This window comes from Pseudomonas sp. GB2N2 (assembly GCF_054897705.1).
Map to the genome: position 1 here is coordinate 1203442 of NZ_CM142701.1, position 14242 is coordinate 1217683.

The following is a 14242-nucleotide window of genomic DNA, read 5'->3' on the forward strand; positions in this document are numbered from 1 at the left end:
GATGTTCAGAATCCTGTTTCGCCTGTACCTGGTGACGATCGTGTCTTACAGCGCGGCGATTTACCTGGTGCCGGACGTGGTGATCAAGGCCTTCCACGAACGATTCATCACCTACAACCTCGATTATTCCCGCGGCCTGCAAACGCTGATCGTCAAGCAGTTCCACGGTGTGCCCGAAGCAGAGTGGCCAGCGCTGGCGGCCGAGATGGACCAGCAATTCAATCCGCTGCACATCGTCCTCAGTCGCAATGACGATGGCGGCCTGACCCTGGCCGAACAGCAGCGTTTGCAGCGTGGCGAGAACGTGGTGCGCATCGGCGACTGGGGCTGGCGCACGCTGGCGGTGGCGCCGCTGAACTCGCAAACCGTGGTGCAAATGGTCGTTCCACCGGACCCGCTGGACGTCAATTTGCTGTATTGGAGCATCAACGTGCTGATCGGCGCGACCATGCTCGCGTGCCTGTTGCTGTGGCTGCGTCCGCACTGGCGTGATCTCGAACGCCTCAAAGGCACGGCAGAACGCTTTGGCAAAGGCCAGTTGAGCGAACGCACGAAGATTTCCCCCAGCTCCAACATCGGCAGCCTGGCCAATGTTTTCGACACCATGGCCGGCGACATCGAGAACCTGCTGAATCAGCAACGGGATTTACTCAACGCCGTTTCCCATGAACTGCGCACGCCGTTGACGCGCCTGGATTTCGGTCTGGCTTTGGCGCTGTCCGACGACCTGCCGACCGACAGTCGCGAGCGTTTGCAAGGCTTGGTCGCGCACATCCGTGAACTCGACGGACTGGTGCTGGAGCTGTTGTCCTACAGCCGCTTGCAAAACCCGGCGCGGGTGCCGGAGCGGGTTGAAGTGTCGCTGGATGAATTCATCGACAGTATTCTCGGGAGCGTCGACGAGGAACTGGAATCGCCCGAAATCGTGATCGACGTACTGCTGCATGGCCAACTCGAACGCTTCAGCCTCGACCCTCGCCTGACCGCCCGAGCGATCCAGAACCTGTTGCGCAATGCGATGCGTTACTGCGAAAAGCGCATTCAAATCGGCGTTCAGGTGTGTGCCAACGGCTGTGAAATCTGGGTCGATGACGACGGGATCGGCATTCCGGACGACGAACGTGAGCGGATTTTCGAGCCGTTTTATCGACTGGATCGCAGCCGGGATCGAGCGACGGGCGGGTTTGGGCTGGGGCTGGCGATCAGCCGCCGGGCCCTGGAAGCGCAGGGCGGCACACTCACCGTCGAACCTTCGCCACTGGGCGGCGCACGATTCCGCCTCTGGCTGCCCACTTTGGCCCGATGAGCGTTGGATCTGCGAGGACTTCGTCCTCGAACGCAACCTCGCAGGCTCGGACCGCAGATGCAGGTTTTTATGCGCTCAGCCGGGCTTTCAGCAGTTTTGCCATGACTTCCAGTTCCGGCGCCGGGTTGTGGCCGATCAGCATCCACGCGTGTTCCATGTCCGCCCAATACACCACGTTCATCTCGTGCCGGCGCTCGTGCGCGAAGTGACGGCTGCCGCTGTTGGAGCGGGTGATGCACAGCGCCAGGGCGCCATGTGCCGGGTCCAGATAGGTAATCTGGGCGATGGCCACGCCGTCATATTCGAGGATCTGCGCGCGTTTGAATTCGGGCCGCGGCAGTACCAGCTGCGCAGGTGAAAGGCTCAACCCCAGACGCGCGTCGATGGTGCGCAGTTGCGCGCGCTGTGCGGCTTCGTCATTGGGCAGGTGTTCCAGGGTTTGCGGCACGTACAGCGACATATAGTCGGCGACGAGCCCGCGCCAGTTGTGCTTGGGCTCCATCGCCTGCCAGCCGAGGAACAACCGGTCCGCCAGCACCCCGCTCACCACCAGGCCAGCGGCCGCCGCGAGGAACCAGCGGCGATTCAGCGCTGGCCGCGCCGGTGAAGGCAAGGTATCGAGCATGGCTTGCAAGCGGTCCACGGGCGCTCGTTGCGCCACTTCGTCGTAGGCCTCGCGAAAGGGCAGGCTGCTGCGGGCCAGCCATTGCAGGCGCAAGTGCAGCGTCGAATCTTCGGCGATGGCCGCGTCAATGCGGCTGCGCTGGTCAGTGTCGAGTTGGTCATCGAGGTACGCCACCAGTTGCTCGTCCGATGGTTTTGCGTGATCGTTCATCGACGTTCTCCGGTGGAAGGGTTGGGCACGGTGTGCAGGGGCGGGTATTCCGCCAGTTTTGCCCGCGCGGCCGCGAGGCGGCTCATGACGGTGCCAATGGGCACCTCCAGTACTTCAGCGACCTCGCGATAAGACAAACCCTCGACGTAGGCGAGGAACACCGTCTCGCGCTGGGCTTCGGGCAGCGCATCGACGCGCCGGATCACCTGCGTCGCCAGGACGTGGGTTTGCGCGACGTATTCACCGTCCACCGACAGCGCCTGGTCGGCATCCACCAGACCCTGACCTTGGCGCACCCGGCGCGAGCGCACTTCGTTAATCCAGATCGAATGCAGAATGCTCAGCAGCCAACGGTCCATCCGCGTGCCGGGAATGAACTGGCCCGCCCGTTCCAGCGCGCGCACGCAAGTCGCCTGCACCAAGTCTTCGGCAACATGCCGTTGCCGGGACAGCAGCAGACCGTAGCGCCACAAACGCGCCAGATGCTGGCCCAACTCTGCTCGTATTGCCTGATCGCTGGCGATGGCGACCTCCGTCCTGTCAGGTTTTCGATGAAGCTTCGATGGCTTCGGCCAGGTCCTGGTATTCCTCGCAGTGACTGCCACAGATGGATTTGATCTGCTGCAACTGTTCCTGCGCGAGATCCAGTCGACCCTTGATCACGTAAGCCTCGCCAAGGTATTCGCGGACTTGCGCGTACTGCGGATCGAGTTTGACCGACTGCAGGTAATAACCGATGCCCTCGTCGGTGCGCCCCAGTTTACGCGTGGCATAGCCACGATAGTTGAGTGCCTTCGCAGTATTGGGATTTTTCAGCGTATCAAGCAGCGCCAGGGCTTCTTCATATTGCCCGTCCTTGGCCAGGCGATAGGCGTAATCGGCGCGGTCGGCGTCGGGCACCAGGCTGCTGGTGCGCAAGACGCACTTCTGCGACTTGGTGTCGAAGACCTGGCCTTTCGGGCAGTTGGGTCTGGCGGGCGCATCATCCTCACCATTGGCCATCGCCAAGGTGGTGGTCAATACGGCGGCGAGCACTAGCTGGGTAGTAAAAACAGCAAGACGGATATTCATGAAAAGGCTCCAGGTTGACTCGTTTCAGTTTGAACCGTGCGGCAACATCCGGCGCAAGATGTTATCTCGCAGACCGTAATGATGCACCAGCGCCATCACCGCATGCCGTCCGGCGAGAATCACGATGACCATGCCACCTGTTCGTGCAGGCCTCCAAACACCGACTTCATGCTCACGGGCAATCCTCTTGGGCGATGGCAAATGAACACTTCGGCGTAAACATTTATTCATTTCTTTCTCAGGCTGTTTTCGAGGAAAGCGCAATTCGAGGCGCGATGCTCGACAGCGTCCCAAGACGGGTTGCCTCAACGGAGGAAAACGACCAACGGGCGGTTTTATTCTGTGATTCGTAGTTATACCTGTCAGACCTGACAGTAGCCATTTCGACCATTGTCGCGATTCAATGGCTTTGCGCAGTCATGCCGTAACGGCAGGATCCTGCGGCAAGGAGTGCGGCCAATGAGAGAACCCGTTTCCATAACAACCGACAAGGGTACGATTTGCGCATTTACTCAGGTCGAGGTCTGCAGCCTTGCCACGACCTTTGCCATGGTTACACGTGATGGCTGGGCTTGCCGACGAGCCATCCGGATCGGTAGCAACATCGACGCCGAAGGCGAGGCGTTTTTTTGTGTGGGCGACAAGGTGGCCTACACCGTGATTGAACAGGCGAGTGGAGAGCCGCCCGTTGTCGAGGGTCTGATAAAGATCGAAACGGAGTAGGGAAGGTCCTTGCCAATCGTTGTAAGAGCGAGCTTGCTCGCGATGAACGTGAAAGCGCCGCGCTGATTCAGGAATCACGCGTGATCGTTAACGTCCATCGCGAGCAAGCTCGTTCCTGCAAGAAGGTGTCTTAGTTGAGTAACCGGATGGGCGTTCCGGCAGACCAGGCCTGAATAGCTTCGATCATCTGCGCAAAGAACAGATGATAATTCTGATGGCTGACATAGCCGACATGCGGCGTTGCCAGCACATTTTCCAGTGTCCTGAACGGGTGATTCGCTGGCAATGGTTCTTCGGCAAACACATCCAGAGCCGCACCGCCCAGCCGTTGCTTCTGGAGTGCCTTGATCAGCGCCGCTTCATCAACAATCGGCCCGCGCGCGGTGTTGACCAGCAGCGCAGTCGGCTTCATCCAGTCCAGCGCCTGAGCGTCGACCAGTCCACGGCTTCGGTCGCTGAGCACCAGATGCACCGACAGCACGTCAGCCTGTTCGAACAGTTGCTGCTTGCTGACGTAAGTCACCCCGACCTCGGCGGCGCGCTCGGCGGTCAGGTTCTCGCTCCAGGCGATCACCCGCATGCCGAACACCTGCCCGAACTGGGCGACCCGTTGACCAATACTGCCCAGGCCGAGGATCGCCAGGGTCTTGCCATGCAGATCGCCACCCAGACCGTGCTGCCATTTCCCGGTGCGCAGGGCGTTGGCTTCCATGACAAGGTTGCGCGTGGCGGCCATGATCAGTGCCCAGGTCAGCTCCGGCGCGGCGTGCTTGTAGCTGTCGGTGCCAGTGACCTGAATGCCCAGCGCAGCCGCCGCTTTCAAGTCCAGCGCGGCGTTGCGCATGCCGCCGGTGACCAGCAGTTTGAGTTTCGGCAGCCGCCGCAGCAGGTCTTCGTCGAAACGGGTGCGCTCGCGCATCACGCAGATCACTTCAAAATCAGCCAGACGTTCTGCCAGCGTGTCATTGCCGGCCGGATAGTCGTGGATGAAACTCACCTGGCCAATGGCGTCCAGCGCCGACCAGTCCACCACATTCCGCGCGACATCCTGCCAGTCATCGATCACCGCAATCTGCACAGCCATCAGCCTTACCTCATCAACGAACAGGGTTGGTTTTGCTCAGCCAGGCGAGCAGGGCCTGGTGAAATTGTTCCGGTTCTTCCATTTGCGGCGCGTGCCCCATGCCGGCGAATTCGACCAGCGTCGACTGCGGAATCAATTTTGCCACCTGTTTGCCGAGTACGTCGTAGTGACCGATTTTCGCCTTGACCTCGGGCGGTGCAATGTCGCTGCCGATGGCGGTGGTGTCGGACGTACCGATCAGCAAGAGGGTCGGCATCTTCAGGTCCTTGAACTCGTAATACACCGGTTGAGTGAAAATCATGTCGTAGATCAGCGCCGAATTCCACGCGACTTGTGTATGCCCCGGGCCTTTGTTAAGGCCGGCGAGCATGTCCACCCAACGATCGAACTCTGGCTTCCAACGCCCGGCGTAGTAAGTGTTGCGTTCGTAGTTACGGATGCCATCGGCGGTGGTTTTCAGTTCGCGTTCGTACCATTGATCCACGGTGCGATAGGGCACGCCGAGGGCTTTCCAGTCTTCGAGGCCAATCGGGTTGACCAGCGCCAGGTGTTCGACCTGCTCGGGGTATTGCAGGGCGTAGCGTGTCGCGAGCATGCCACCGGTGGAGTGCCCGAGCACGCTGGCCTTCTGGATCCCGAGGGCTTTGAGCAGTTGCTGGGTGTTGGTCGCCAGTTGCTGGAAGCTGTACTGATAATTGTCCGGTTTGCTGGAGGTACAGAAGCCGATCTGGTCCGGGGCAATGACCCGGTAACCGGCGTCGCTCAACGCTTTGATCGAGGTGTCCCAGGTGGCGCCGCAGAAATTCTTGCCGTGCATCAGCACGATGCTGCGCCCGTTGGCCTTGCCGTGGGCGGCGACGTCCATGTAGCCCATTTGCAGGGATTTGCCCTGGGACTGAAAGGCGAAATGTTTGACCGTGTAGGGATAGTTGAAACCTTGCAGCTGCGGCCCGTATTCCGGGCCTTCGGCAGCGACGACGGGCAGTGCGGCGGTCAGCAGCAGGCAGGGCAGCCAGCGAGAGCGGGCGAGGGACATGGGTTAACTCCACGGGAAATCGGCCGATGCTGGATCGGCATGATTAGGACGACATTAAGCACAGGCAGTCGCGGGGGACGATCGTTCAACCCATCCATCCGGTCGTCGCCAAGGCAACTACGCCGTAACGCATGCCTTTGGCCAGGGTCACGATCAACAGGAAACGCCCGAGCGGCTCGCGCATGACCCCGGCCACCAATGTCAGCGGATCACCAATGATCGGCACCCAACTCAGCAACAGCGACCAATGGCCGTAGCGCTGATAATGCCGGCGGGCTTTTTCGAGGTGGGCGGCGCTGACTGGAAACCAGCGCCGCGCGCGGAACCGTTCAACGCCACGGCCCAGCCACCAGTTCAGCAGCGATCCGAGGACATTGCCCACGGTCGCGACTGCCAGCAGCGACCAGAGCCAATACTGCTCGCTGAGCAACAACCCCACCAGCACTGCTTCAGATTGCAGCGGCAGCAGGGTCGCGGCCCCAAATGCGGCGAAAAACAGGCCGATGTATGCACCGAACATCACTGGGTAGCAGGGTAGTCCGCTACCACCACATCAGTGCCGTCCTTTTTCAGGCCGATCACTTGATAAGCATCGCCCATGCCATCCATCTCCATGCCCGGTGAACCCATAGGCATGCCGGGTGCGGCGACGCCCATAAGGTCACTGCGCTTGCTCAAAGCAACTACTTGATCGGCCGGGACGTGACCTTCGACGAATTTGCCGTTGATCAAGCCGGTGTGGCAGGACGCCAGGCGTGGCGGGACGCCGTGCTGTTGTTTGAAGGCGCTCATGTCGGTTTCGACGTGATCTTCGACCTTGAAGCCGTTGGCTTCCAGGTGGCTGATCCATTTTTTGCAGCAGCCGCAGTTGGCATCGCGGTGGACTTCGATCGGGATCAGGTCGGCGGCCTGGGCCAGGGAGGAGATGAACAGGGCGCTCAGGGCGATCAGGCGCAGGTGGGTTGGCATGGCAGGATCTCGGCTGGGGTGGAGGTCGCAAGGACAGGCATTTTGACTGCTTTATTCGGTCAAGAGCGGGGAGATTGTTTCCAATTGATGCTGAGTTTGGGGATGCCTGCGTTCGGCCGGCGTGGTTAATGGGGCGCCTCCAATCAAAAACAAAACCTCGGCAGCCTCTGGGCCGACCGGGGCTTCAAGCGGGCGCGCTGCGCTTGTTTGACCGTGCACATCCTCCGGGCTGACGCTCCCCCGTAGGAGGCTGGTTGCTGGCGATGGCGAAGTGTCAGTCGACATGTTTATCGCTTGAACGGACGCCATCGCCAGCAAGCTGAACGGGTCAAGTAATCCCGGCTCACCGGACTTTAAACCGCCCCATGATCGCGCTGACGCGTGCGTTGGCTTCCAGCAATTGCCGGGTATTGAGTTCACTCGCCTGGCCGCTTTTCACCAGTTCATCCACCATGTGGCGGATTTGCACCATGCTGCGATTGATCTCTTCCGTCACCGCACTTTGCTGTTCGGCGGCGGTGGCGATCTGGGTGCTGAGGCTGTTGATGTGGCTGACGGAGCCGGCCATTTCGTCCAGTCCCGTATTGACCCGCGCCGTGGCGTCGGCTGCCGACTGGCAGCTGGCTTGGGTGTTTTCCATGGCGCTTACCGAGGAGCTCACGCCTTGGGTGAGGCGGGTGAGCATTTCGTTGATTTCCGAGGTGCTAGCCTGAGTACGGGCGGCGAGGGCGCGGACTTCGTCGGCCACCACCGCAAAACCTCGACCTTGCTCGCCGGCCCGGGCGGCTTCGATGGCGGCGTTGAGCGCCAGCAAGTTGGTTTGCCCGGCAATGGCGCCGATCACCCCGAGGATCTCGGTAATGCGCTGGGCGTCCTGTTGCATGCTTTCGACTTTGTGGGTGGCGCTGGCCACTTCTTCGATCAGCGCGATGACGCTGTTGGACGCTTCGCCCACAACCACCCGTGAGCGGTCAGCATTTTCATTGGCGCGTTTGGTGAAAGCCGCGGTTTCGGCGGCGTTCTGCGCCACGCTTTCGGCGGTCGAACTCATTTCTGTGATTGCGGTAACGGTCTGATCGGTTTCCGAAGCGTGGCGCACCAGAATCTGGCTGGTGTGCGCTGACGTGCGTTGCAGGTTGTCGAGGCTGGACGCCATGGCCCCTGTGGCCTGGGTGACTTCGCCGATCATGCTTTGCAGGTAAGCGATGAAGGCGTTGACCGAGTGGCCGATGGCGCCCAGTTCATCTTCGGCGCGGATGGTGATGCGTTTTGTCAGGTCGGCGTCGCCGGCGGACAGCGCGTCAATGTTGGCTTTGAGGGTTTTCAAACGCTGGACCAGCTGGCGGATCGCGTAAATTTGCAGCAGCACCAGCAGGATCACCAACGGAATCTGCAGCAGGCTCAGGGTACTGAGTACGTCGTCACGCTGGGCGGTGATCAGTTTGGTCGGCAGGGCGGTCGCGAGGAACCAAGGGCTGCCCTGGATCGGACGCATGAAGAAGGTGCTGGCTTCGCCGTTGTTGTCGAACTCGACCCGCTGCGCGTGATCACGGTTTTGCAGGCCGGCTTTTACCTGACTGGCGAAGGGCGAGTTGCCCGCCAGATCGCTGATGTTTTTCAGCACGATCGGCCCGCTGATGCGCGAGCTGTTGCTGATGATCTTGCCGTCGGCCTCGACGATCAGCATTTCGGCGCCGAGGTCTTTTTCCTTGCGCGCCACCAGGTCGTTGAAAAAACCGAGGGTCACGTCGATGGTCGACACGCCGTACGCCGCGCCGTTTTTCTGGATGGCCATGGCGCAGTTGGTGCGCGGCTCGGCGCTCGCGTCATCTTTATAGGCCGCTGCCCAGGCGCATTGCCCGCGTGGCGTTTGCATGCCGCCCTTGTACCAGGTCTGGTCGTAATAGTTGGGGGCGGCGTCGCTGTTCCAGAAGGTGTTCACTGCCAGTTTGCCCGAGGCATCGCGGTGCCAGAAGGTACTGAATTTGTTGCGTCCGGCTTCACGCTGGCCGGGCAGGGGCCAGATGCCGCCGCCGAAAACTTTCAGCTCGCCGTACTGATCGACCAGGCCCGGCAACACGCTGTCGATAGCGGCGCTGTCGAGCAGGGGAATGGTTTGCGTAATGCTGCGTTGTTGCGCCTGAACCTTGTTCAGTTCGCCCTGGATTTGTTCGGCAACTTCGGCGATGCGGTTGAGCGCCACTTGTTCTTCGGTGTGGCGCAGCTTCGGTGCAACCAGCTGGCTGATGCCGACCACCGTGAGGATCGACAGCAACAGAATGAACAGGACCAGAAACAGCGTGTAGCGAGCCTGAATGGTACGGAATGCGGGCATGGAGCCGGGTCCTTTTTAGCAGCGTTCTTATTGTGGTGATCGGTGTGGAATTCGGCGCTTCAAAAGGACTATCGGCCCGCATGAGTCGAGCTTTAGGTACGTTTGTGCAAGAACTAGGATAGGTGGGAAAGATGGGAGAGGTGAAGCTTATCGGCCGAGCAACTTCATGACTTTTTCAGTGATCAGTCAGGTCGCTGAAAAAACCTTAACGATGCTGGTAGTAGCCGGGTCCGCCTCGGCCATCGTAATGGCGGTCGCCGTGCCAGCCACCGTGGGGGAAAATAATGCAGCCGCTCAGGGACAGAATGGCAAGCAGGGGAATCAGCAGTGTGATTCGACGGAACATTTCAAAATCCTCATGGTTATCGCCGCTATGAAGCCAAATTTCTTCATCGGCTGTAACATGAGACCCCGTTTGCAGCGTCTCATCCCCGGAGAACGGTAGGGGCTTGGCATGCATCCGGATACACAGCGGATACATCTTGCAGTTTCAGGCTTACATGTAAGTTTTTGATTAAGCTTTTTGTTAAAAGGAAGGGCAATGACCCAGTCACAACGTTTGAAATATTCGATTCTGATCTCCCTGGTGGTTCTGGGGATCATGTTTGGCCTGTCGTATTTGCAAAATACCGGGGTCATCAGCGAGAAGCTGTTCCAGTACATCGCTATTGGCGTGGCGGTGATCGTGGTGGTAGTCAACGGCGTGATGCGCCGCAAGGTCAAGCCCTGAGCGACGCCGGCGGGCAGGCTTATTCGCCGTGCAAAATAGCGACAGCTTGCGAGTGCAGGCTGTAGCTCTTGTCCGGGTTCAAAGTAATCACGCCTTCGCTGCACAGGCGTTTCAACACTTCACGCACACTGAGGAAGGACAGGGGAATATCCAGGTCCAGCAGGTGGGTGTGCACGCCGCGCACGCCCAGGCTGCGGTCGTTGTCGGCGGCATTCAGCAGCGCATCAATGACTTTCAGGCGAATCAGGCTGGTGCGCAGGCCAAAGCTCTTGAGCAGCACCCTGATCCTTTCGTTGCCATGACATTCGGTCCGTTCATTGAACAGGCCCGAGCCCATGGAAGTGCCCAGTGGTGCGGTGCTGCCGTCCGTTGGCAGTTGCGAGTTGTGCATGCAAAAACTCCTTATTCAGAGCCTGAACCGGGAAAATGTGTTGGTTGCTCTTAGTTTGTAAGACGTACGAGCCCGGCAAATCATGAAGCCCCGGATGTAGAAATTTTGTCGCCACCGCGTCACAAACCCGTAAATCCTCCTTAAATTTTTCTCCCGTATCTCGTTCCCTGTAGGAGCGAGCTTGCTCGCGATGGTCGTTAACGATAACGCTCAAAGCCTGACACCCCGCGGCGTCCTTCCTACCGTCCATCGCGAGCAAGCTCGTTTCTACAGGTTTATTCGATTTCGGAGCGAGCGTGATTATTAACAGGCAGTTAACCCGATTGAGCCTTGCCGCCGTGTTGGCGGGATTGAGCCTTGCGGCAAACGCGCGCAGCCAGCCCGAACAGGCGATGGTCGATATTCGCCGGACCAGCTTCGGCGTGCCGCACATTCGCGCCGACAACGAACGCGGCCTTGGCTACGGCATTGGTTACGCCTACGCGCAGGACAATCTGTGCCTGCTGGCAAACGAGATCACCACGGTGAATGGTGAACGTTCACGGTATTTCGGCCCTGAGCAGTTCACGGTCGAAGAGCGCAAAAATCAGGTCAGCGACGTGTTTTTCAACTGGCTCAATACACCGCAGACAGTCGCCGCGTTCTGGCAGGCACAAACCCCGGAAGTGCGCGACCTCATCGAGGGTTATGTGGCGGGCTTCAACCGTTCGCTGGCAGAACGCCGCGTGCAAGGTTTGCCCCAGCAATGCCAAGGCGAATGGGTGCGGGACATCACGGCGCACGACCTGGTCAAGCTGACCCGCCGCCTGCTGGTCGAAGGTGGCGTCGGCCAGTTTGCCGAAGCGTTGGCCGTCGCGACACCGCCTAAGGCCGTCACTCAAAACACCGGCGCGGCAGCAGCGTTCCAGGTGGCAGAAGGGCGCATCCAGCGCTTCGCCCTTGATCGTGGCAGCAATGCCGTCGCAGTGGGCGGCGAACGTTCGTTCAATGGCCGTGGCATGTTGCTGGCCAATCCGCATTTCCCGTGGGTCGGCGGGATGCGTTTCTATCAAATGCACCTGACCATTCCCGGCAAACTCGACGTGATGGGCGCCGCATTGCCCGGTCTGCCAATGATCAACATCGGTTTCAATCAGCACCTGGCCTGGACCCACACCGTGGATTCGTCCAAGCATTTCACTCTCTATAGGTTGCAGCTCGATCCCAAGGATCCGACGCGCTACCTGCTTGACGGGCAGTCGTTACCGATGAAACAGCAGACCGTCACCGTCAACCTGAAACAGTCAGACGGGCGCATCCGAAAGGTGTCCCATGTGGTCTACAGCTCGCTGTTCGGCCCGATCGTGCAGTGGCCCGGAAAGCTGGATTGGGACAATCAGTTCGCCTACAGCCTGCGCGACGCCAACCTCGATAACGACCGCGTTTTGCAGCAGTGGTACGCGATGAACCGCGCGGTCAGTCTTGAAGAATTGCAAGCGTCGGTGCACAAGATCCAGGGCATCCCGTGGGTCAACACGTTGGCGGCGGATGATCAGGGCAATACGCTGTACATGAACCTGTCGGTGGTGCCAAACGTCGATGCGCAAAAACTGGCCAAATGCAGCGATCCACGGGCCGGCTTGCAGATGATCGTGCTCGACGGTTCCAATAGCGCCTGTGCCTGGGATATAGATCCAGCGGCGGCGCAACAAGGCATTTATGCGTCGGATAAGCTGCCGCAATTGTTGCGCAAGGATTTTGTGCAGCACTCCAACGATTCGGCGTGGATGGCCAACCCGGCACAACCGCTGACCGGCTTCTCGCCGCTGATCAGCCAGGACGGCCAGCCACTGGGCCTGCGTTCTCGCTTTGCGCTGGACCGACTCGACGTCTTGAGCAAGGCCGGGCCGATTGCGGCGGCGGATCTGCAACGCATGGTGATGGACGATCTGGTGTACCAAGCGTCGCAGGTGATGCCTGACCTTGTGCAATTCTGCGCAACGGATCTGGGCGCCGATGTGCCGACGCTGGCACCGTTGTGTGCCAGCCTGAAGGCTTGGGATCGTAACGCGAATCTGGACAGCGGTCTGGGCTTCGTGCATTTCCAGAACATCATGGAATCGCTGCAGGAGACGCCGGATGTCTGGCGTATCGCGTTCGATCAGAACGATCCGCAACACACGCCAAACGGTCTGGCCATTGATCGACCGGACGTTGCCAAGGCGCTGCGCGAGGCGATGCTGGCTTCGGTGCAGAAGGTCAGCCAGTCGGGGCTCAATAAGGACAGCCGCTGGGGCGATATCCAGGTGGTCAGCAGCGGTGGCCAACAGACGCCGATTCACGGTGGACCGGGCACACTGGGCGTTTACAACGCCATTCAGAGCGTGCCCAGGACTGATGGCAAACGTGAAGTGGTCAGTGGCACCAGCTACCTGCAAATAGTGACGTTCGATGACCAGGGGCCGCAGGCCAAAGGGCTGCTGGCGTTCTCGCTGTCCAGCGACCCGGCATCACAATATGCCAATGACCAGACCCGGGCGTTTTCGAAGAAACAGCTGAGTGTGATGCCGTTTACCGAACAGCAGATCACTGCCGATCCGCACTATCAGGTGCAGACGATCCGCGAGCAGGATGAAAAAGCCGGGAACGTGGCCAAACAGTAAACCAAGCGTGTTGACGCGATAAAACAAGGCCGCACCCCGCGCGGGTTGCGGCCTTCAGCTTTTTGGCGGTTGGCGCGGAATCGAGTTGAGGACCGGGTTGCCGTCCTTGTTGCGGGTCAGATAAACCGGCAGCACTCGCGGCAACGTCGCCACCAGGTTGTTCAATTCCTTGATGTTGTAGATGCCGCCGAGGCGGATCGCACCGGTGCTGTTGTCGGCAACCATCACCGGGTTGGTCAGGTAACGATTGATCAGGGGCAGGGCTTCGGACAACGCCAAATCATCCAGCACAAGCTTGCCGTGGCGCCAGGCGAGCGACGTGTCGTTGGCATAAGTCTGGCTGATCTGTGGGGTGAAATCGCCGTGTTTATAGCGCGCCTGCATCGACGGTTCGAGACGCAAGCCATCACCCGGCAAATCATTATTGCTGCTGACCAGCACCGACCCTTCAATCAGGTTTACGCGAACCTGATCCTCATATATCCAGACGTTGAACTGGGTCCCGGTGACCCGAATCCGTCCATCCCCCGCCTTGACGACAAATGGGTGGGTGGCGTCGTGACTGACGCTGAAAAAGGCTTCACCTTTTGCAAACGTGACCCGACGCTGATCCTTGTAATTGCTGAAGGTCAGCTCGGTTCCCAGGTTCAGCTCGACCTGGCTGCCATCGCTGAGGGTGACCTGGCGGATCGCATTGCCGGCTTCGAAATGCTGGTACGAATTGGGCAGCCAACCGAGGCTCCAGCCGCTGTAGGCCGCCAGTGGCAATGCCAGAGCGCACACGGCGGCGGCAAGGCCAAAGGTGCGCCAAGGCGTTGTGGGTTTGGCACGAACCAGCGGGGCGACCGTTTCAAGGCGCGGCAAATCTTCCGCCACATCCCAGATCTCCTGCATCGCCTCGTACTCGAACGCGTGCAGCGGATCAGCGTTGAACCACTGCTCGAAGGCTTGCCGCTCCTGCACCGTGCAGTCGGTGGCGTGCAAACGCATGCACCAGTGCGCAGCGGCATCGGTGATGGCGTCGTAATCGGCTTGCGAGAGCGGGTTGTCGGTCATTGACTCATCCTGATTTTCCGCATTCTAACCTTCAGAGGAAGTCGCGAGAACAGACGTCATGGCA

15 protein-coding genes are annotated in these 14242 nt (G+C 59.8%); 5 read left to right on the plus strand and 10 right to left on the minus strand.

Features of this window, described 5'->3' with window-relative positions; all coding sequences use genetic code 11:
• The first annotated feature begins 1 nt into the window (after window position 1).
• Window positions 2-1306, plus strand: coding sequence for an ATP-binding protein (locus tag ACYZT4_RS05560; RefSeq protein WP_461985911.1), 1305 nt, complete (start codon window positions 2-4; stop codon window positions 1304-1306).
• Between the two features lie 67 nt (window positions 1307-1373).
• Here ACYZT4_RS05560 and ACYZT4_RS05565 read toward each other — a convergent pair whose 3' ends face one another.
• Genes ACYZT4_RS05565 through ACYZT4_RS05575 form a run of 3 tightly spaced genes read right to left on the minus strand, consistent with a single transcriptional unit; the run spans window position 1374 to window position 3212 of the window.
• Window positions 1374-2141 (minus strand): anti-sigma factor family protein, encoded by a 768-nt coding sequence (locus tag ACYZT4_RS05565; protein WP_461985913.1) that lies wholly within the window; start codon window positions 2139-2141, stop codon window positions 1374-1376.
• The gene (locus tag ACYZT4_RS05570) at window positions 2138-2635 is read right to left on the minus strand and encodes an RNA polymerase sigma factor (RefSeq protein ID WP_461985915.1); all 498 of its coding nucleotides are present in this window, start codon (window positions 2633-2635) and stop codon (window positions 2138-2140) included. The genes ACYZT4_RS05565 and ACYZT4_RS05570 overlap by 4 nt, the downstream gene beginning before the upstream one ends.
• Before the next feature lie 46 nt (window positions 2636-2681).
• Window positions 2682-3212 carry a tetratricopeptide repeat protein gene (locus tag ACYZT4_RS05575; protein ID WP_461985916.1) on the minus strand — a complete coding sequence of 177 codons (531 nt, stop codon included), beginning with the start codon at window positions 3210-3212 and terminating at the stop codon, window positions 2682-2684.
• 459 nt (window positions 3213-3671) lie between these two features.
• On the opposite strand from ACYZT4_RS05575, the gene ACYZT4_RS05580 reads away from it, so the two are divergent.
• Complete coding sequence (locus ACYZT4_RS05580) at window positions 3672-3935, plus strand: hypothetical protein (RefSeq protein WP_461985917.1); 264 nt, start codon at window positions 3672-3674, stop codon at window positions 3933-3935.
• A 130-nt stretch (window positions 3936-4065) separates the two neighbouring features.
• On the opposite strand, the gene ACYZT4_RS05585 is transcribed toward ACYZT4_RS05580, so the two are convergent.
• The 5 genes from ACYZT4_RS05585 to ACYZT4_RS05605 all read right to left on the minus strand — a co-directional run bounded on the left by ACYZT4_RS05585 (window position 4066) and on the right by ACYZT4_RS05605 (window position 9359).
• Complete coding sequence (locus ACYZT4_RS05585; protein ID WP_461985919.1) at window positions 4066-5019, minus strand: D-2-hydroxyacid dehydrogenase family protein; 954 nt, start codon at window positions 5017-5019, stop codon at window positions 4066-4068.
• 13 nt (window positions 5020-5032) lie between these two features.
• Window positions 5033-6055, minus strand: coding sequence for an alpha/beta fold hydrolase (locus ACYZT4_RS05590; RefSeq protein WP_461985920.1), 1023 nt, complete (start codon window positions 6053-6055; stop codon window positions 5033-5035).
• 85 nt (window positions 6056-6140) lie between these two features.
• Window positions 6141-6575, minus strand: a complete 435-nt coding sequence (locus tag ACYZT4_RS05595; RefSeq protein WP_461985922.1) for a YqaA family protein — start codon at window positions 6573-6575, stop codon at window positions 6141-6143.
• Entirely contained in the window at window positions 6575-7024 is a 450-nt protein-coding gene (locus tag ACYZT4_RS05600) for a DUF411 domain-containing protein (protein ID WP_461985923.1), read from the minus strand. Before ACYZT4_RS05600 ends, ACYZT4_RS05595 begins: the two co-directional genes overlap by 1 nt.
• Window positions 7025-7367: 343 nt before the next feature.
• Window positions 7368-9359 (minus strand): methyl-accepting chemotaxis protein, encoded by a 1992-nt coding sequence (locus ACYZT4_RS05605; RefSeq protein WP_461985925.1) that lies wholly within the window; start codon window positions 9357-9359, stop codon window positions 7368-7370.
• A gap of 166 nt (window positions 9360-9525) precedes the next feature.
• Here ACYZT4_RS05605 and ACYZT4_RS05610 point away from each other — a divergent pair, with 166 nt between their 5' ends.
• Both ACYZT4_RS05610 and ACYZT4_RS05615 read left to right on the plus strand, forming a co-directional pair.
• A complete protein-coding gene (locus tag ACYZT4_RS05610) occupies window positions 9526-9804 on the plus strand; it encodes a hypothetical protein (RefSeq protein ID WP_461988829.1) in 279 nt (92 codons plus the stop codon).
• Between the two features lie 96 nt (window positions 9805-9900).
• A complete protein-coding gene (locus ACYZT4_RS05615) occupies window positions 9901-10089 on the plus strand; it encodes a hypothetical protein (protein WP_059405111.1) in 189 nt (62 codons plus the stop codon).
• A gap of 19 nt (window positions 10090-10108) precedes the next feature.
• Here the strand turns inward: ACYZT4_RS05615 and ACYZT4_RS05620 are convergent, their stop codons facing one another.
• Entirely contained in the window at window positions 10109-10480 is a 372-nt protein-coding gene (locus tag ACYZT4_RS05620) for a fe2+ zn2+ uptake regulation protein (protein ID WP_461985927.1), read from the minus strand.
• A 296-nt stretch (window positions 10481-10776) separates the two neighbouring features.
• Here ACYZT4_RS05620 and pvdQ point away from each other — a divergent pair, with 296 nt between their 5' ends.
• Window positions 10777-13122 carry a bifunctional acylase PvdQ gene (gene pvdQ, locus ACYZT4_RS05625; protein WP_461985929.1) on the plus strand — a complete coding sequence of 782 codons (2346 nt, stop codon included), beginning with the start codon at window positions 10777-10779 and terminating at the stop codon, window positions 13120-13122.
• Between the two features lie 54 nt (window positions 13123-13176).
• On the opposite strand, the gene ACYZT4_RS05630 is transcribed toward pvdQ, so the two are convergent.
• Window positions 13177-14178, minus strand: coding sequence for a FecR family protein (locus tag ACYZT4_RS05630; protein ID WP_461985931.1), 1002 nt, complete (start codon window positions 14176-14178; stop codon window positions 13177-13179).
• Between the last annotated feature and the right edge of the window lie 64 nt (window positions 14179-14242).